At 53.0% G+C, this 18,301-nt stretch carries 15 protein-coding genes; 5 read left to right on the top strand and 10 right to left on the bottom strand.

Annotated features, from left to right (window positions below):
- Nucleotides 1-6: 6 nt before the first annotated feature.
- The 5 genes from AC5DDB_RS02390 to AC5DDB_RS02370 all read left to right on the top strand — a co-directional run bounded on the left by AC5DDB_RS02390 (nt 7) and on the right by AC5DDB_RS02370 (nt 8,123).
- A complete protein-coding gene (locus tag AC5DDB_RS02390) occupies nt 7-3,549 on the top strand; it encodes a DUF8586 domain-containing protein (RefSeq protein ID WP_491738071.1) in 3,543 nt (1,180 codons plus the stop codon).
- 43 nt (nt 3,550-3,592) lie between these two features.
- Nucleotides 3,593-4,612, top strand: a complete 1,020-nt coding sequence (locus AC5DDB_RS02385; RefSeq protein ID WP_491738070.1) for an AAA family ATPase — start codon at nt 3,593-3,595, stop codon at nt 4,610-4,612.
- An 816-nt stretch (nt 4,613-5,428) separates the two neighbouring features.
- A complete protein-coding gene (locus AC5DDB_RS02380) occupies nt 5,429-5,641 on the top strand; it encodes an FHA domain-containing protein (RefSeq protein WP_491738069.1) in 213 nt (70 codons plus the stop codon).
- A 106-nt stretch (nt 5,642-5,747) separates the two neighbouring features.
- A complete protein-coding gene (locus AC5DDB_RS02375) occupies nt 5,748-6,707 on the top strand; it encodes an AAA family ATPase (protein ID WP_491738068.1) in 960 nt (319 codons plus the stop codon).
- A 105-nt stretch (nt 6,708-6,812) separates the two neighbouring features.
- Entirely contained in the window at nt 6,813-8,123 is a 1,311-nt protein-coding gene (locus AC5DDB_RS02370; protein WP_491738067.1) for a DUF58 domain-containing protein, read from the top strand.
- A 15-nt stretch (nt 8,124-8,138) separates the two neighbouring features.
- Here AC5DDB_RS02370 and AC5DDB_RS02365 read toward each other — a convergent pair whose 3' ends face one another.
- From AC5DDB_RS02365 to AC5DDB_RS02320, 10 genes are all read right to left on the bottom strand, one after another.
- Complete coding sequence (locus tag AC5DDB_RS02365; RefSeq protein WP_491738066.1) at nt 8,139-9,728, bottom strand: SulP family inorganic anion transporter; 1,590 nt, start codon at nt 9,726-9,728, stop codon at nt 8,139-8,141.
- Nucleotides 9,729-10,332: 604 nt separating this feature from the next.
- Nucleotides 10,333-10,794: a hypothetical protein gene (locus AC5DDB_RS02360; RefSeq protein ID WP_491738065.1), complete on the bottom strand. Its 462-nt coding sequence runs from the start codon at nt 10,792-10,794 to the stop codon at nt 10,333-10,335.
- Nucleotides 10,795-10,830: 36 nt separating this feature from the next.
- Nucleotides 10,831-11,694: an SgcJ/EcaC family oxidoreductase gene (locus tag AC5DDB_RS02355; protein WP_491738064.1), complete on the bottom strand. Its 864-nt coding sequence runs from the start codon at nt 11,692-11,694 to the stop codon at nt 10,831-10,833.
- A gap of 1,877 nt (nt 11,695-13,571) precedes the next feature.
- Nucleotides 13,572-14,045, bottom strand: a complete 474-nt coding sequence (locus AC5DDB_RS02350; RefSeq protein WP_491738063.1) for a HEAT repeat domain-containing protein — start codon at nt 14,043-14,045, stop codon at nt 13,572-13,574.
- A gap of 107 nt (nt 14,046-14,152) precedes the next feature.
- Nucleotides 14,153-14,746: a hypothetical protein gene (locus AC5DDB_RS02345; RefSeq protein WP_491738062.1), complete on the bottom strand. Its 594-nt coding sequence runs from the start codon at nt 14,744-14,746 to the stop codon at nt 14,153-14,155.
- A gap of 632 nt (nt 14,747-15,378) precedes the next feature.
- Complete coding sequence (locus AC5DDB_RS02340; RefSeq protein ID WP_491738061.1) at nt 15,379-15,810, bottom strand: hypothetical protein; 432 nt, start codon at nt 15,808-15,810, stop codon at nt 15,379-15,381.
- A 675-nt stretch (nt 15,811-16,485) separates the two neighbouring features.
- Nucleotides 16,486-16,896: a hypothetical protein gene (locus AC5DDB_RS02335; RefSeq protein WP_491738060.1), complete on the bottom strand. Its 411-nt coding sequence runs from the start codon at nt 16,894-16,896 to the stop codon at nt 16,486-16,488.
- 212 nt (nt 16,897-17,108) lie between these two features.
- Entirely contained in the window at nt 17,109-17,438 is a 330-nt protein-coding gene (locus AC5DDB_RS02330) for an Imm7 family immunity protein (RefSeq protein ID WP_491738515.1), read from the bottom strand.
- 259 nt (nt 17,439-17,697) lie between these two features.
- On the bottom strand, nt 17,698-18,111 hold the full coding sequence (locus AC5DDB_RS02325) for a hypothetical protein (RefSeq protein WP_491738059.1): 414 nt from the start codon (nt 18,109-18,111) through the stop codon (nt 17,698-17,700).
- Between the two features lie 59 nt (nt 18,112-18,170).
- A partial coding sequence (locus AC5DDB_RS02320) for a tyrosine-type recombinase/integrase (protein WP_491738514.1) occupies nt 18,171-18,301 on the bottom strand: 131 nt, incomplete at its 5' end.

The raw sequence follows: 18,301 nt of genomic DNA, 5'->3' as shown, positions 1-18,301 counted from the left end.
TCGCCCATGATTCTGCTGTTTCCCAATCTCGATGTGCTCTCGTTGGCGTTGACGTCTGGCGTCATCCCATCGGAGGTCAGTGCGCGTCCCGCGGAAACCGCGACTGCAGACGACGGCCGCGTGTGGGTGAGGACTTTGGCCGAGAACGCCGAGTTTGACTTCAATGCCTTGCAGGAACTGGGCATTGTCTCCCGGAAGAGTTTTCGCGGCTCGGGTGGTTCACCGACGACGGTTTCGTGCTGGTTGCAAGTGATCCCGTTACAACCCATGTCGGCAGCACCGGAACTTGCCGACCGCACACCGGTCCTCTTTCTGATTTCGGAACCATCACAACTGGCCGAAATTGCCATTGAGATGTTGCGGCTCGAAAACGATCGCCAGAGTTTCCGCCGAGTGCGTTCGGAAGCTGGTGAGACGGCATTGTTGCATGTCGTTGGGCCGCCGTATTACACACTGTTGCGGGCATTGGATCAGGCGAGTGAGACGGAGACGCGACCGCGGGCGTTTCTCGATGCGGGGTCGCGGGTGTGGGTTGAATTCGGATTTCGGCATCCGTTGGCTTCGCAAATCACAGCTCCGCCGGGGCAAGTCCTGTTGATTTCGTCCGATGGAACTTGGACGACGCTTCAAGAAGGCCGGTTTCGCGAGGTTTATGAACTACTTGACTTGGAGTTGCCCAACGATCCGCGAGCGTTGCCGGCTGTTGAGTTGGAAGACCGTTTGCATGTCTCGTTGCGTTTGGTGGAGGGACAAGCGGACGACGCAGCCGAGTTATGGGTGCTAACCGAGAAAGGCATCGAGCAACTCGACGAATTGGTTCGCAACTCCGATGACCGGTTGATTTCTCGATTGGCGTTTGCCGTTGGTGATTCGGAGTCAACCAGCGGAACGCGAACGGTCGTTGTGCGAGCACGGCCTGGAAATTTGGCTCCGCCGGTGTTGGTGCTCGACGGTGTCGCGTGCCGACCGTATTTGAAGTTGCCGAACTTGTTCGTGCCGGTTGGTCGGCGGATTCATCCCCCACTCCGCCGGGATGCCGTCAAAAATTTGCTCGCAGCGGACGCAACAGAAGTCACCTGGTTAATGCCCAGTGAAGGTGTCGGCTTCCAACCACAGAGCCTCCCGGATTCAGCGTTTCGACCGTTGGCCGATTGGGTCGATTATGTTCTCGACACCGACCGCGTTGCCCTCGACGAGTGGACGCAGTCGATGCAGTTCGAATTTGAAAAGTTCGTTTGCAGCGACGGTCGCCCCGAACGCGAACGCACTCCAGGGCCGGAGGAACGCGCGCCGACGCCCAACGAACCGCGGATGAGCGAAGCGAAAGTCAATCGACCGTCGGGAACGTCGAAGAATGTCCAGAAGTCGGTCGTTGTGCCGTCGCCCTCGCAGACTCCGAAAAGTTCTCGACGTGTGCGTGCGGAAACCAAACCGTCGGAATTGGAAGTTCGGCTCAAAGAGTTGCAACAGACATTTCGCGAATCGGAGGCTGCATTCGATTCTTCCGAACGTCGTGAGTTGTGGGAGGAGTTGGCAGCGACGTACGCCGGTCTTTCTCAAGTCAACGATGCGGAACTTTGCTGGGCGAACGCGGTCTGGGAAGACCCGACGCTGAATGCGGAAGTCGCCGGTGCGTGGTTCGATCTAGAAACGAAATCCAGCGGGGAGCCGGCATGTGGTGGTGATGACTTGGAAGCGTTGGTCTCAAAAAACCGATTGAGTCCCACGGAAGTCAATCAACTTGCGGCTCACGTGATTGCAGCCGCGAGTTCCGGTTCTTCCATCGAGAACACCACGCACTTGCCTCAAGTGCAGACGTTGTTAGAGCGTTCGGAATCGCTGTTGCCGGTTCGCGTGGCTTGGTTGGCGTGGCTCGCGTTTTCCCAGTTGGCCGATCACGATGTGTTGGCAATCGCCCGGGCACGGGATCGCATTCTGGAACGTTTGTATTCCCAGGGACTCACCCCGGAACTCGATTTACCAGCGTTCCTGCGGACGACCAGCAATCGAACAGGCGACCGCTATCGTGCCATTGGTCAGCGTCTGATCGACTTGCAACCGGTCATTCGAAAATGGGTCGAAGACGAAAGCCAAACCCGTCCAACGCTGAAGAACGCCAAGACCGCTGCTTACGCGAATCTCATCACGGCTTACGGTTTGGCTCGGATGAATCGCAGCGAGGAAAGTCGGGAGTTGCTCGAGCGAGTGCAGAGCGAATTGTTTGACTCCCAAGAGACACACGATACGGTCCATCAATGGGTTGCAGATGCGTTCGGGCAACGGATCGAACAAGCCCTCGAAGGGCAAGCGGCAGGGAGTCGGCTGTCAGATGAGTTGCTGACGTTTTTCGAGCCGAACGACGGCTTGTCGGTGACGGAGAAAAAATCCCGTCGGGAGGCGGGTTACTATCTAAACAAGCTACGACGACAATCGCGAATTTTGCACCCGCATGAACAAGTCAACGCCTGGGCAAGATTCTATCAGGGAAGCAAATCGTCCGCAGAGGCTGGGTTGGCCGGTCAATTGGAACAATTGATCGATTTGCACGATCGCGATGCGTTGGCAACAAAGCTGCTCGACTTGCTCGACGAACATGGCAACACTGCCCCGTTGGACTTCGATCCATTGGGGGGGAAAGTTCTTCTGACATCGGCCTTAGAGTTTGCCCCCCGCTTGGGCGAATCTCATGCCCGCGAGTTGCTGGAACGCACCCTGCCAACACTCGACGAACTTTCCGACGCGAATCAGCAGGCCGTTCTCTTGGAGCAATCGATCGAGGTCGCTGCTCATTTCGGCCTAAGCGGGCCGGTGCAGACATTTTGGAATCGATTGCAACACTTGTTCGAGTCAGCCAGCCAGTCGGAAACGGCGGAAACTTTCGGAGCACTCATCAAACGAGCGGTGCATGGATTGCGAAAACTGGGGATGCGCTCGGAAGTCGCCGAGATGCTCGACCAGATCAATCGGCTAGTTCGCGAGAACAAGTTCGACCAAGCGGAAGAACCATTGAAGAGCAAAGGCAAGTCCAAAGTCGGCCCGAAAGACAAACTGGAGGTCGCCGACGGTGAACGCCAATTGCTCAATCAAAAACGCCGCCACTTTTTGATGCTCAACGTCGCCGCCGGTTGGTTCTATCTCGGACAGCACACGGAAGCGGAAGCGGTTGTCGACGATGCACGGACATTCCTGTTTCAAGAAAAAACGCTGAAACCGTTGGAACGGTTGGGGCTGTTACATGTGTATGTTGCCACCTTGGAGCAAGCACCAATCGAGTTCGCGTTGCCACGATTTGAAGAAATCTTCGAACGGCTTGATCAAATCGCTCAACCGAAAGCCGGTGGAAATATGATTCGCGGTGCGATGGATGCCTGTGAACGGTACTATTCTCCGGCGTTGCTCGATGTTGTGGAGGCAGTTGTGTTAGCGATGATCAGCGATGACTTCACGCTCGATCGCAAAGGTCGGCAGTTGTTGGAAGAGCACGAGTATTTTATCCGTCGTCGAATTCACCGCGACGTGGAACACGCCCGGAACGCCGCCGGGATTTGATTGTTGATTGATTGATTTCAGGTCATCGACTTCACGGAATATCATGAGTACAGCAGCGTCGACCGAGGAATGGACCTTTGAGGAACTTCGCGAACAAGCCGAGGAGATTCGCGGGCGACTCAATCGCTTGCGGACCAGTCTGGGACGGTTTCTGGTTCAAAAGCAATCGCTGATCGACTTAATGGTGATTTCCGCCGTCGCGCAGGAGCCACTGCTGATTGTCGGTCCGCCGGGAACCGCGAAAAGCGATTTGATTTTGAAGTTCAAAGACGCCATTGGTCTGCCCGAAGACGACTACTTCGAGTATATGCTCACCCGGTTCACCGAACCGAGTGAAATCGTGGGGCCGATCGATATCAACAAGCTCCGCGAGGGGCGTTACATCCGTCGCGAACAGGGGAAGTTGCCGACGGCTCGGTTGGCGTTTTTGGATGAGATCTTCAAATCGAACTCGGCGATCTTGAATATCCTGCTGACGATCATCAACGAAAAGAAATTCTATCAAGACGGCAAACCACAGCCGGTGAACTTACGAGTTCTCTTCGCAGCCACCAACGAAGTGCCCGAGCATGGCGAATTGTCGGCGTTGAAGGACCGTTTCGTCCTGAAAGCGGAAAGTCTATCGGTGGCGGATGACCACTTTACCGCATTGATCGACGCGGGATTAGACAGCGAAGTTCATCGTTCGCTGAATCAACGTCCTTGGATCGAGGGCCATGCATCTCTCGAAGACATCCTCAAAGCAGGTCGGTATTTGACCTATCTTTTTGGGAAACGGGAACATGCGAGCCAAGGCGAAGAACGCAACGATCGTCAGTTGTTTTTCCCTGACGACGTATTCCGCGAATATCAGCGTCTCGTGAAAACGCTGGTGCGGGAAGATCGACTGTTCATCAGCGACCGGAAGCTCGTCAAGCTCTATAAGCTACTGCGTGTGCGGGCTTGGCTAATGCACGGCGGGACGGTCAATCGGGACGACTTGCAATTGCTCACCTACCTGGGTGAAACACACCAGGAGATGGCCCTATTGCGGGAGAAGGTGCCGACGCTGCTGGGGCTGTAATCGAAGATTCCGATGGTTCGACGACGTACGAATGATCGACTTCCATCGCCGCAGTACGGAAATACTTGGGACGCGAATAGTACGCAAGCCGGGCGTCATCGTGCCAAGGGCGAGCGACCGGACTTAGCTGTCCGATTGCATCAACCACGTCGGCATAGCTGTCTTCAAGCTCGGAATGCGCTCGTAACGCATTTTGGCGGGAATGAAGTTGGCATCCCGTCGAGAGTGAACACACGACTAGAAGCAAGTTAAGATAAGCAATGGCTCGCATCTGGATTGGCCCACGTCAGTTGGGTGCGTCATCCGATTGATTTCATCACTCTTACCATCGGCCGGTTTTTGATGGGAAATCAATGGAAATAGCCGTAGCAAGATCACATCAACGAATTCCTGCTTGTTGAACCATGCAATTTTTCCAACGGCGAAATCAGCGAAACCTGCATCACCACTCCAATTGGGCGGGTAGATTCTCGCAGAAAATGTCGGGAAATCCCCTAGGAATGCCGATTTTGTCGTTGAATTGCGCGGGATTTTCTGTTTTGCTATTCAGTTAGCCCCCTAATGAGATGGTCAAGGAATGGATTGTTGATACCGCATCGGGGAAAAAACGCTGGCCGGCTTGTTACAGTGCGGATGTTTGAATTTTTGGTCAGTTTATTTCGATCGCGCTCACATCTAATCCCGCTATCAAATTCTTGACCTATGCGAGTACGTCTATTTCGACAAAACGGTTCCCGCCAGTTTCATCGCGTGGTTCTAGATCGCTTCCCCGCTGTATTGGGGAGCTCTGAGGATGCTTGTCACTTAGGAGATGCGTTGGACAAGCACCACTGCGAGATGGCGATTGAAGACGATACCGTCCGAGTTCGTGACTTGGAATCGATGGGCGGAACCTTCGTCAACGATCAGAAAGTTTGCGAAGCTCCTTTGCTCCCGGGAGACCGTTTGCGGCTGGGGGAAGTTGAGTTCGTAATCTCTTACGAGCGGCTTACCGTTCAGCGACCGCGGGATATTTTGTATCACGGTTGATTCGAGTGGTTCGTTGTGGGTAGAAGGTGGTTGGGAAACGCATTTTGTGGCGTAACCCAACCCGACTGATTCGTCGTACCTCACAATAAATCCACTTGGTTGGCCGATGCATATTGGACAGATTGAAACCACTTTCGACCGCGCATTGGCTGAAGTGGGAAAGGTCATGGTCGGTCAGGATGAACTGATCGAAGCCACCCTCGTCGGATTGTTTTGCGAGGGGAACATCCTGATCGAAGGCGTGCCCGGTCTGGGAAAAACGTTACTCGTCAACACGTTGAGTCGTGTTCTCTCCTGTGAGTTTCGCAGAATCCAGTTCACACCGGACCTGATGCCCTCGGATATCACGGGGCATTCGGTATATGAGATGAACTCGGGCGAGTTCCATTTCAACCGCGGGCCGATCTTTACGAATCTGCTGCTCGCAGACGAGATCAACCGAGCACCGGCGAAAACGCAGTCCGCCTTGCTTGAAGCAATGCAAGAACGGCAAGTCACGGTCGATGGGCAAACATATCGGCTTGCACCGCCCTTCATCACAATCGCCACGCAGAATCCGTTGGAGCAGGAAGGCACCTATCCGTTGCCGGAAGCCCAGCTTGACCGGTTCATGTTCAAATTGGTGGTCGACTACCCGACGGAAGACCAAGAGGCGGACATCCTCGGCCATTACGCAGCCGGACGTGACACGCGAAACCTCGATCTGTTCGACGTTTCGGCCATTCTGCAAGCCGCCGACATTCCTGAGGTGCAGGCGGTCTGTCGGGAAGTCATTGTCGAACCGTCGATCATTCGGTACATCACGGCGTTAGTCAGCCGGACGCGACGTTGGCACGCCGTCGAGGTCGGTGCCAGTCCCCGTGCCGGTGTGAATATGCTGGTTGCCGGGCGAGCGTTGGCAGCGTGTCGCGGTCGCGATTTTGTTGTTCCCGACGACATCAAGCAGCTAGCTCCCTGGGTTCTTCGGCATCGATTGCGTCTCCGTCCCGATGTGGAAATTGAAGGCGTCAACATCGACGACGTGATTCAAGAAATCCTCGACAGCGTCGAAGCACCAAGGAAGTGAACAGGGATTAAGAATTAGGATGTCGAGAATAGGGCAGATAGAAACCTACGAACGAATCTTAAACCCGAACCCCCTAAAGCCGAATCCCTAACCCCGACTCTTCCCATGATGCCTCGCGGATTCTTACTGGCGCTGTTTGCACTCGCGGGGGTTCCGTTAATTGTCGGCATCTTTCAACCCGTGCTAATTTCGGCGGGTGTGCTGCTTACGATGACAGTACTCGCGATCGCGGTCGTCGACTTACTGATTTCGCCCCGGCTGAATCGCATCACTGTGGAACGCGAAGCCGCTGAGGTCTTTAGTGTCGGTGCCACGAATGCCGTGACAATCTGGTTTCGTAATTCGAATCGCTTTTCGGTGTATCTCGAAGTCCACGACGAACCCCCTGCTCCGTGTAATACCATCGATTTGCCGTTTTCAGTTCGATTGCAACCCAACCGCACACAAAGCGTGGTGTACCATATCCGTCCGCATCGTCGTGGTCGGAATGAATTTGGTTCGGTTTTTCTTCGGCTTCGTAGTCAGTTGCGTTTGTGGACCATTCAAGAAGAACGCGAACTCCCCCAGGCTGTGCGAATCTTCCCGGATATTCGAGCTGTGCATAGTGTGGAACTGTTGGCTCGTCAGAATCGACTGTCCCAAGCCGGTGTCCGACTTTCCCGCTTACGCGGTCGTGGCAACGACTTTGATCGCCTTCGTGAATACCGACGTGGTGACGAGTACCGTTCGATTGATTGGAAAGCCACTTCGAAGCAACGGGAACTAATTAGTCGCGAGTATGTTGTCGAGAAGAATCAAACAATCATTTTTCTACTCGACAGCGGTCGTTCGATGTGCAATGAAGCCGACGGCATCACGCATTTCGACCGCGCGTTGAACGCTGCCATTCTGCTAAGTTATGTCGCATTACGCCAAGGCGACTCGGTCGGCATGCTAGTGTGTGGACGCAAACCCGATCGTTGGGTGCCATTGTTGCGCGGGGCGGCGGGAATACAGTCCCTCGTCCGGCAAACTTACGATCTTACGCCCACACTCGACGCCACCGACTACACACAAATGGTGCAACAACTCCGGTTGCGACATCGACGTCGCGCGTTAGTCGTGTTGCTGACTCACTCACTCGATGAAGTCCATATGCAATCCGTCGCGACGGCTCTTAGGCAACTTAAAACGCCGCATCTAGTGCTCGGTGCGTTTTTGCGGAACGTGCCACTCTATGAGCGTCTCAGTCAACAACCCGAAACCGGCGTGGAAGCCTTCCAGATTGCCGCCGCTGCGGAAATGATTGCCGCCCAATCTCAACAAGTCGCCCGTCTCGAACACGCCGGGCTCAAAGTTATCGATTGCCTGCCCGAAGACCTTTCTTCGAGCCTTGTCAATCAATACTTAGACATCAAAGCCCGGCATTTGTTGTGAGCGAGTCTAGCAAACTTAGACCGCGTGGTCTGTTGAGACATGATAGTGTGGGTCTTCGGAGACGTTGACTTCGATAAACTTCTGCACGCGTTGCAACAATGTTCGACATTCTGGGCTGAGATGTTGCAGACGAAGTTTCTTGTTCAAGCGATCGTAACGCTCGGCAACGGCGTGAATGGCTTCGAGTGCAGACTGATCATAGACCCGCGTGAAATAGAAGTCGATGATCACTTCGTCAGGATCATTCGCGGGATCGAACAGGTCGCGAAAGCTAGACACGGAAGCAAAGAACAATGGTCCATGCAATTGGTATTGTTTCTCGCCAGTTTCTAGTGTTTGCACCGCGGCGCTTAGGTGTGTTGCATGTTGCCAAGCAAATACAAGGGCGGAGACAATCACACCAATCAATACAGCAAGCGCGAGGTTATGTGCAAACACAGTCACTCCCGCCACAATCACCATGACTAACACATCGCTCGCAGGAATCTTTCGCCAAGTGCGGACGGTGGCCCATTCGAAAGTTCCAATCGCCACAGCAAACATCACACCCACGAGGGCAGCCATCGGAATACGTTCAATCAAAGGCGAAAGAAACATCACAAACATTAACAAGCAAACAGCGGCAACAATCCCTGAGAGTCGTCTCCGACCGCCGGAATTGACGTTAATTAAACTTTGACCAATCATCGCACAGCCACCCATACCACCGAACATTCCGGTCACAACATTCGCTAACCCCTGCCCCATGCACTCTCGGTTTCCTCGACCACGGGTTTCGGTGATTTCATCGATCAAGGTCAATGTCATCAAAGATTCAATCAAGCCGACACCTGCTAAAATCAGTGAGTACGGCAGAATGATGAGCAGTGTTTCTCGGCTTAGTACAGTGGCCCACGTCATATCGCCACTAGGAAACTGAAAACTCGGAAAGCCGCCTTTGATCGAACCGGCAAGATCGCGCACAGTCGACGTTTCTAAGCCGAACATCGGCAATGCAAATCCGGCGATCGCTGATACAACGAGAATCGCCGCGAGTGAGGCCGGTACCGCACGAGTCAATCGTGGCAATCCATAAATGATTAGCATCGTAAGGCCAACAAGACTCAGCATGATCGCAAGTGGAGTGCCCGTCATCCAAGACGTTTGCACAGCCGTTTGCCCACCTTCTGTGAGTACAGGAGTCGCAACCTGAAAGTTCGGCAACTGGGCCATAAAAATGACAATGGCCAATCCGTTGACGAATCCTAACATGACCGAGTGAGGGACTAACCGCACGAATTTTCCCAGTCGTGCCAAGCCTACCCCGATCTGGATGAGACCTGCCAACACGACGGCCGGAAACAGATAATCGATGCCATGATCTTTAACCAAGCTGACAACGACAACGGCCATCGCACCCGTTGCACCGGAGATCATGCCGGGGCGACCCCCGAAGATTGAAGTAATCAACCCGACTGTGAATGCCGCATACAGACCAGTCAAAGGCGGAACACCTGCGATCAAAGCGAAGGCGACCGCCTCGGGAACCAATGCCAAAGCCACGGTCAGGCCAGATAGAATCTCATCTTTGACACCCGCTTCGCGGGCTGCGGACAAATCAAACATCGAACGACAACTTCCAACAAGAGAGTCAGCCAACGGTGCGCACCATCGGCGTATGAATAGCACGTTCACGAAGCGAACCACGGGCGAAAGCCCATGTCACAGTCATGAGTACAAACACAAGGGAGCAGATGTTCCGGAAGACCTATCCGAACAGACGCCAATCGGCCGACTGATTGAAAGTCGGTCGCACACATCCTGAAATGATCATTCCCAAAACAAGTGAAGAAAGGATCACGGTGGTGAGAGCTTAGTTACGGCGAAATACATCGGAGAGTTACAGTGTCTGGTTGGAATCCGGGCGAGGACCCAGAGAATAGCGGGTTGGCGGCGGAATGTCCACGTTAAGTTTTTAGGAAAAACTAAGTTCCCCCGCTATTCGCCCGTCGGAAGTCTTAAAAAGATGGCGAAGATTGATGTCGCATTCACGGTTTATCGCACTAACCGCGTTAAGTAGACCAAGCCGCACTGTATGTAGATCAGGCTGCCCAGCCGGTAAAGCTCGCGCACAATCTGGTATGCAGACGGATCAACGCATGCAAATTCTTAGGTTGCCTCGATCATTGCAATGAACTGAATTCAATGACGCTCGCGTCTTGCTCGGGGTTTATCGGCGTATCCCGACTGCGGTTCGTCGGCTTGCGGCTGCTCCATAGGGACCAATCGTTGAACTTCGTGATCGGTGCACGCCACTGGCCCCGAAAGGTCCCGCATTGACCCTGGTTGACGATCCACGGGAATACGTTTGGCCGGCCGGTGTTGTCACTCGCACACCGCTGGCTCTTCCAGCTTCTGTGCGACCGAATGGACCCGACCTCGCGGCGGCCGCCGAACCATACTGCACCGTCGTTCCACCGCGAGTCGTCATGCTTCCAGTCTGGGCGGCTCCCGAGCGAACATCACCCAAAGGTCCCGCGGCTACTCCGCGAGCGGAATGTGCGGTGGCCGCTCCATAGGGACCAATCGCCGCAGCGGATCGCTGCATCCCCGCACGAATCACCGCATGCGAAGCGTGCGTATCAACGAGGAGAATCGAAGCCCCGAGACACATTAAATACAAATAACGCATAGAAAAAGTCTCCAAAGTACGGATTCGATCACGATTCTATTTCACGCGTTTAACGGTAATCACATCAGTGTCCGGAACCGATTCGCCATCAATAGTTCGTTTTGTAGACTGAAAGGTGAAGGAATCCCGGTCGACTGGTATGAGGACATTTGTCGCTGTCACTTCGGTGCCATCTGATTGTCGACCGGTAGCAAGAACTAACCATTTTTTCCCGTCTCTGGTCCACAACGATTCTCCCGTGCCACCTTCGTCCGTGAACAACCAAGACTTTGGCAAACCCGTCTCGGAATCCATACCGATCATCTGGCTACCACTGCTTTCGCCCTCCTCGGACTCTGTCGAATACTCCATTCTTAGAAACTTTTTGGAGAGAGTCCATTCGTAAGTTGTTGTCACCTTTGTGCCGTTTGCGTCGACTTGCCATGTGCCGACAAGCCAAGCGAGATCACGCAATGAGGGACTATCCGCAAACTCGCGAAGCAACGCGATAGACCATTGCCCGTCTTCCTTCGTGTATAGCAGGCTGTAACCAGTGCTGCCAGAATTTTCTTCATCGCTTTCAATATGAAATCGACCTTCCTCAATCGCAGTACTTGCCGAGAGAAAACGAATCTCATCGCTTTCGGCCACGACTTTAAGCTTTGAACGATCTTTGCTCGCACTCGTGAAGGCTTCTTGAATCGCCTCCCGCCCGCGAATCGAAAGATGACCTTGAATGTATTCGCCGCCATCGGTCCAAAACTGAGCAATGGCCGTTGCATCGGCCTTAGAAAGAGCCGCCGCGAAAGCTTTCGTGCGAGATTCAATCTCCTGAACATCCTGTTTCTGGTCGGCCCAAAGCGAGTTTGCCGTGCTAAGCAAACTCAATGCAACTAGCAAGTAGACATGAACTCGAAACATCTTCCACACTCCTAGATAAAGTCTGGCCAGTAACAGTCAAAAAAAGTTAGTCGGATGAAAGCTACTCATGTTGTATTGCCCTCGACCCAGGCTTTTCGAATTTGGCCGGCAAGAAAGTTGTACCGCGTCGAGCTCCGGTCACGGTTAGTATAAATGAAGCATTGTCAATTGCGGTGTCTTGCGAATGAAAACGACGTGAGTCATCTATAGTTCCTGACGTCTCGTTACACTTTGTTTCCAAGATCGTCATCTGAGTTCTAGAAGCAAACTCGTGTTGATAGCTAAAACGAAAAGCTTGTCTGTATCGGCTTAACACACGCGACTTTGTCACCTTACCTGACACGAAAACTAGTTAGAAACCCATCAGCAGCCAGCTAGCATAATGGTCCAATAAAAACTTAGCCAGTTGCTGAAATAACAACAGAGATTCGGTAGTCGATGCCGGCTAGTCTATTCGTACCTGCCTAGCGTGCCTGAAATCTCGCTAGAATTCAATGGATACTGGATTTACGATTTCAAAAAAGACTTTGCGGTTTATTGCGAGCTTTTTCACAAAACCCACATCAAGTCTTATTGGTTAGATGGCTGTCAGTCGGGAGGGGAGTCGAGTTGTTAACAATGATGCTCAATGGCATTGGCTCAAACGGCAGTTACTACTAGCCAGCGGAGGTCTAAGCGAAAGCGCCGTCCGCAAATCTACTCTAGCTGCGAAATTGTTCCTCAAGACGCCGGTGCAGCAAAACGGATCAGTCAAAATCCATTCTCGGATCCCAAAGTGACCGTGAGACCGAATGAGGATCGGTATTGTTCGTCACCCACAAAGAAGCCAACCGCGGACTAACAGTGTTGTGCCGACAGGCTCTTGAGGGAGCTGTTCACAGCATCATCCGGGATTGCCACGCGTATTCGAACTGGCGTTCCCGCGAAAGACGGATTTGGCCGAGGAATACCGACTTCACACGGCGTACGAGCGGATCAAAAATCCGACACCGTCAATGCACGTCGAAGGCGGTCAGGCAGAGAGACAAACGCGAAAGCCCTAGAAAAGTCAGAGTTTGACCATCCAGGGCACTTCACGCCATCTGTGCCGATGTCAGTAGAGGGACTCGAACGATCCCAAAAAGCCCCAGGACAAACCGCGAATTCGCGAAACGGCGACGCAAAATCCGACGCAAGACGGGTCTCTTTGCATCAACTGGCATCTACAATCCGCCAACACCTCTCAGAGAACGAACGCAATCAACTTGTTGAGATGCTCAGGCAAGAAAGCACCTCGATCAGGCCAAACTATTAACGTCCAAAATCTCCCGGTCGCGACGAGAGATTCTCAATTGTCAAAACGCACGTCTTCGCCACTCGGGTGCATTTTCTTGTTATCGGACAATTCAATAGATGCATGACCCACCCTGATTGATCCGTCCATTCTTGCACGCTGGGCACAGGGAATCATCATCGAACGCCTGAACTATCCCAGCAGCATTGCAGTCGGGGCACGTGAATTCATTGAATTGAAGGAATGATACACCATCCCATTCTTCGTCGTCCGCAATCGTCGCATTCTTGACGACGACTGCTGTGTCAATGTGTTCATCAGTTAGGAGCCGGCGCAGTGAAAGTGTTTCATTGTCTTTCGCGCCCCATTGAGATTCGCCATTGCCCAGAACAAATTGGGCACCGCACTTTGAGCAGGCTATGAATTGCCCGCCAGCATGATGTGACCATCCGGACGCAAAATCAAAGTTGCATGCCGAACAGGTGTAATGCTTGCCCATCATTGCGTTTCACCTAGTCCGATAACGACCTACATCACCGGGCGGCCGCCAGCGACGTGGATTTCAGATTCAGCACCCGACGGCCGCTCCGTGTGCAACGGATTGTTATGCAGTCATGGATTCTGAAGACTTCTCTTCCGATTCTCTGTAGGCTTCCGCTGTCGCGCGAACTGATTCATCTGAGTCGTGGAGTAGTCGGTCGCGAACGGCACGAGCAAGCGTGAAGTCTGGACCGTCAACTTGCCAAAGACGTTCGAAAGCATTGTCGCGGACGTCTGGTTCACTATCCATTGTTTGGGCCAGAAAAATCGACTTTGCCAACTCCGAGTCGATTTCAGCTATCGCTTCACTGCATGCCGCCTTTACATAGTCGTCATCGAACTTGAGGGCACCGTGAATTAGTGCTGCCATCGATTCCGTCGTCGGGTGTGCCATTTTCGCAAGAGTCATCGCTGAAACGACGCCGTAGTCCTCTGGTGAGGTGGGCACAGGAGGATCGGTGACAGGCCAACGCTCGGTTGTGTCGGTGCCGAGCAGATAATCGATTGACTGCCGGACGTCAGTTTCGCTGGGCCCCATTCTCACCTTTGCCGCCTAACGCCCCCGTTCACCGGGCCGCGGCGAACGACGATGAACTCACCAAACCGCGCGGCCCGCGGCTCCGTGTGCAACGGTTTGTACTGTCGCTATTGAGCGTACATTTGGAGAAACTTCGCATCAACGTCAGGGGGAACCGTATCATCATATTTCGCGAATAGGATTTCGTTTTCGATCCAAAAGCGCGACATGAACCTCTCGAATGACGTCTCCCAAATGTGAAAGTCTGTTTCTTTGAGTTCGTCTATTTCGTAGTCCATGTCGTCGGCGTCGAAGTACTCGTAAGACGAGACAACACAGTGATCTGAACCGTCCGCGTTGACGTACAAGTACCAGAGGGCGCAGTCTTGCTGATCGTGCAGGAATCGGAGCAGGAATCCTTTGGCGAACGGCAGCACGGTTTCAGCGAGATTCAGGTAGCACGCCGTTACCGAGCGCAGATGTTTGTGCCATTCCGGTGTGCGAATGAAGGTGACGAATTCTGGCGGTAGTTTGAGTCCGTTTTCTGCGGCGGATGCGATTGCAGCGTCAATTTGCGTTGGAAGGTCGCCGGCGCGTTCGTCACCGATCGCCCATTCATCGTGCGTCGGTGTTTCGGTCAGCCATGCGAACGTACCGTCAAGAACATGTGCAAGCTCCTTGATGTCTGCTTCGTTCGAGAATGGTGAGTCGGCAGGTTGCATGTGAGTCTCTGCGACAGAACGCCCAAGTTGACCGAGCCGACGATCGACTTGCAAGTGTTTGAGCGGGATAAAATGGGCGCAGCCTATCCCGCGAGTTTGGGTTTATTGTAACGGCTTCGGTCCAACGCATTGTTATCCCGCATCGATTTTGTTCGACATGTTAAGCGATCACAATATTGAATAATGATTGCAAAGCTCGGCAAACTTCAACGGATCATTCGAATGCAATGCGTTCCATAATTCGCCAAGTTCAAGATCACGACATTCTCGTGAAGCGGTTTCGCATGCGATTCTAACCGGGGCTGAATAGCTGGGGCACTTCGCACCGGGATATGGATTGAAATCATCCAAGCATACCCAATGAGTAGCACGTAATGCGTCGTCGCGTTTCATTCGGTTTTGCATTATCGCGACCACGCAAAATAAACATGGACCTCCTAAAATATCAGGTCCACCAGAATCTACAGAAAATGCGCGAGTATTTCGTTCGACGACCTGTAGAAGATTTGGTTTTTGTGTCATTGGAATACGACGCAGATTCTACAGCGGGATAACGACCACAATCACCGGGTTGCCGCCGGTGACGCGGAATTCAGATTCGGCCCGGACGGCAACTCCGGTGCATTGTATTGTTATGCGGTTTTGGGGTTAAACGACAGAGTGTAATCCCGACAGATGACGTCTATGACATCATCATACGTCAACACTGCAAAGTGCCGATGGTTGGGCGTAACCTTGCCAGCCAATGAGGAAAGCCATCGAGAATCAACGAGTTCTTCAAACGACGAGCCCATGAATGCATTGTCTTCGCTGTCGTGTTGAGACTGCCATGTGTCAAGTTCGAGGATATGAGTTGCTAGTACGCCATTGAATCTGAGGACGTATGGCAGTTCTTCCGATGTGGGCATTTGTTCTGGTGGAACGAACTGCCTCACGATACCGGTGTTGATCGTTCCCTTCAGAACGAGTGTGGATGTATCGGGCATCGATAGCCGGTCAAGGAAAATGCAGTCGCGTCCCCACAGCGTTCCGATTGCGGTTTGAACGATCGTGCGACTACCCATTCGAATCAGTTGCCTTTGCCGCATAACGCCTGCCGTAACCGGGCACGAACGGAAGGCTTTGATTTCAGTTGCCGCGTGATTGAGTGCTCCGGTTCACGGCTTTGTTATGCGCCCGTTGTGGATTGGCCGGGCAAGTTAGTGACCCAGTAATTTCAGCCACTCTTGGAAGTACTTTTCTTGGGTTGAGACCCGAGAATACTGAATCTTTGAGTCGGGCTCAAATATGTCCACGAGGCTGGAAGTGCTTGCGGGCTCGCCGAGATGCATCTGATAGGCCTTGATCCCGCCACCCATGTCACGACTCATACCCGACGGCCACACGTCGACTGCGCATCCTTTGCATAGGAGTTCGCATCCATCATCTTCTAGGTGACGCCGGACAGCCAAGAATGCCTCAAAATAGTCGTCTTGCGCAAATACGCCGATTGCCGGAGTAATGTTATCCGGTGGAGGGTCAATCCAATCAAACTCGAGATTGTATCCGTCAGGAGAGTGAGTCCCGACGAGTTGTGCTCTAAGAAGAGTGCCACCGGGAATTCTCACTGAAGGCTCGTACTTAAGCTCAGGTTCGCTCATTGGCACATAACGGCTAAGCTAACCGGGTGGCGGTCAGCAATGTTGATTTGGATTTCGCGCTTAATCGCCGCTCCGGTTGAGCGATTCGTTATGTAGCGCTTAGAACGTTACGTAAACGCCACGATTCTTGGATCGACAGGCATTGAGCAATGACAAGTAATCAGCGAGTTTCGGATCATTGACGGCAGCAAGCTCAACAATCGATTGTACGACAGTGTTGGGCGACTGGAAGTACGATCCCATGCGTCCCGGGTCAAATGGGTTGTCTGTTGGCCCAACGGTCTGGCCGAGCATCGCGACTTGGCATGACTCGTTAAGTGCGTCGCTGATTTCGGTCCACGCATCGCCCACCCCGAAATCGTCCACTGGATTGTAGAATCGAGTTAGCGCGAAATCGCCGAGCGTGTGAACTTCGTCAATGTGTTCGACCTGCGATTGCCAATCGCTTGTGAGCGGAAGCCCTTCATACGGATCCGTCAGTTCGCTGATATTGGTGTCAATGTAGGACAAGAGCTGAGACGTGTCATTGGATCCGAGAGCATCAGCCAGGATTGGGCGCAGATCAGTATCAAACGTGGCCCAGTCGAACTCATACGCTCTGTGCTCCATTGACATGGGTTTAGCCACATAACGACTGCAATCACCGGGCCGCGACGAGGGATTGTCCATTGTCAAAACGCCCGGACTTCGCGGCTCCGGTGCATTGCTTTGTTATCCCGCGTTCAGTGATCAGCTCGATCGTATGGATGGACTGGGTCGATGCCACCGTCGATTAAACCGAAGAACGGGTCATCAAGTTCGTCAATATTTCCATTCAACAGCCGATGAACACGAAACACATTATTGTAGTCCATTAGTGGGCTTCTGTTGTAGGCATTTCGATCCATCGTGTCTTCGTCATCGTGGCAGTAGAACAGCCCATAGCTGCCCGGACCGTTCTTTGCGATCCATTCGAGCATTTCCCATACGTTGGAGGACCTATGATTTCGTGATAGGCAGTACGTCAGCAGGCCGTGGTGATTGTTGAGATTCTCATGGAGCTGCCATTGCATAAATGGGTCAGCGTTATTCTGCATCCAAATTCGGAAACTTTCCCAAAGAAGTTTGTCGGCCTCGTCAATTTCGGAGTCAACTCGTTCAACGCTATCGAGTGTGGCATCGGCGAGTGGCGCACGATCCGATCGAAGATGGCACCAACCGAAACCGAGCACTTTGATTCTCCAGAGCGGGATAACGTCCGCCGTCACCGGGCGGCGAGTGTGAAACTAACCATCAGAAATCGCGCTGACGCCGCTCCGGTGCATGGCATGGTTACCCGATTAGATGCGCTTCGGTGTGGTGCCCATCGACATCATGGACACATTGTATCGCGAGGCGTCGATCGTCAGCAAACACAACGTTAATCGAGGCGCATTCAGTACCATCAGGCACGAACGCGAACGCCTCCGCCACAGTTTGCCCCGTCATTTCTTCGAGCAGGCGAATGGAGTTGTAGCATTCATCTTGTAGGTCCTCAGCAACGTCTTCGTCTGAGACCAGATCCCAAAACGCAGCACCCAGGTCAAGGAAAAATTTGTGCCAACCCGGCGCGCAGTTGAACTTCGCGTAGAACACGATCGGGTGCATCGCATCGTTTGACGCATCGGAGATTGCAATCAGATTCGACAGCTGCGAACCGGCGACCGCATCCACCGTAAATTCACGATCGTGGTGAAGGCGTTCCATCAGTTTGTTCGGGTAACTAGTGTTTATTAGGAACGATTCCTAATAACATGCGCACGTTATTAGGAATGGAAACAATCGAAATCCGCAGGGCTGCGAACGCCACGGCCACCACGGTTCAGAACATGGGTATAGATTATTGTCGTTCTAACATCCTTGTGCCCAAGGAGTTCCTGCACGGTTCGTATGTCGT

The sequence above is a fragment of the Thalassoroseus sp. genome (genome assembly GCF_984380535.1).
The sequence above is the reverse complement of the archived record's forward strand: the minus strand, read 5'-3'. Positions and strand labels throughout refer to the sequence as shown.

What these genes read in the sequence shown, in the direction of transcription:
- AC5DDB_RS02390 (WP_491738071.1), top strand. Translation starts at nt 7, where the DNA reads ATGATTCTGCTGTTTCCCAATCTCGATGTGCTCTCGTTGGCGTTGACG.
- AC5DDB_RS02385 (WP_491738070.1), top strand. Translation starts at nt 3,593, where the DNA reads ATGAGTACAGCAGCGTCGACCGAGGAATGGACCTTTGAGGAACTTCGC.
- AC5DDB_RS02375 (WP_491738068.1), top strand. Translation starts at nt 5,748, where the DNA reads ATGCATATTGGACAGATTGAAACCACTTTCGACCGCGCATTGGCTGAA.
- AC5DDB_RS02370 (WP_491738067.1), top strand. Translation starts at nt 6,813, where the DNA reads ATGATGCCTCGCGGATTCTTACTGGCGCTGTTTGCACTCGCGGGGGTT.
- AC5DDB_RS02365 (WP_491738066.1), bottom strand. Translation starts at nt 9,728, where the DNA reads ATGTTTGATTTGTCCGCAGCCCGCGAAGCGGGTGTCAAAGATGAGATT.
- AC5DDB_RS02360 (WP_491738065.1), bottom strand. Translation starts at nt 10,794, where the DNA reads ATGCGTTATTTGTATTTAATGTGTCTCGGGGCTTCGATTCTCCTCGTT.
- AC5DDB_RS02355 (WP_491738064.1), bottom strand. Translation starts at nt 11,694, where the DNA reads ATGTTTCGAGTTCATGTCTACTTGCTAGTTGCATTGAGTTTGCTTAGC.
- AC5DDB_RS02350 (WP_491738063.1), bottom strand. Translation starts at nt 14,045, where the DNA reads ATGGGGCCCAGCGAAACTGACGTCCGGCAGTCAATCGATTATCTGCTC.
- AC5DDB_RS02345 (WP_491738062.1), bottom strand. Translation starts at nt 14,746, where the DNA reads ATGCAACCTGCCGACTCACCATTCTCGAACGAAGCAGACATCAAGGAG.
- AC5DDB_RS02340 (WP_491738061.1), bottom strand. Translation starts at nt 15,810, where the DNA reads ATGGGTAGTCGCACGATCGTTCAAACCGCAATCGGAACGCTGTGGGGA.
- AC5DDB_RS02330 (WP_491738515.1), bottom strand. Translation starts at nt 17,438, where the DNA reads ATGCAATGGCAGCTCCATGAGAATCTCAACAATCACCACGGCCTGCTG.
- AC5DDB_RS02325 (WP_491738059.1), bottom strand. Translation starts at nt 18,111, where the DNA reads ATGGAACGCCTTCACCACGATCGTGAATTTACGGTGGATGCGGTCGCC.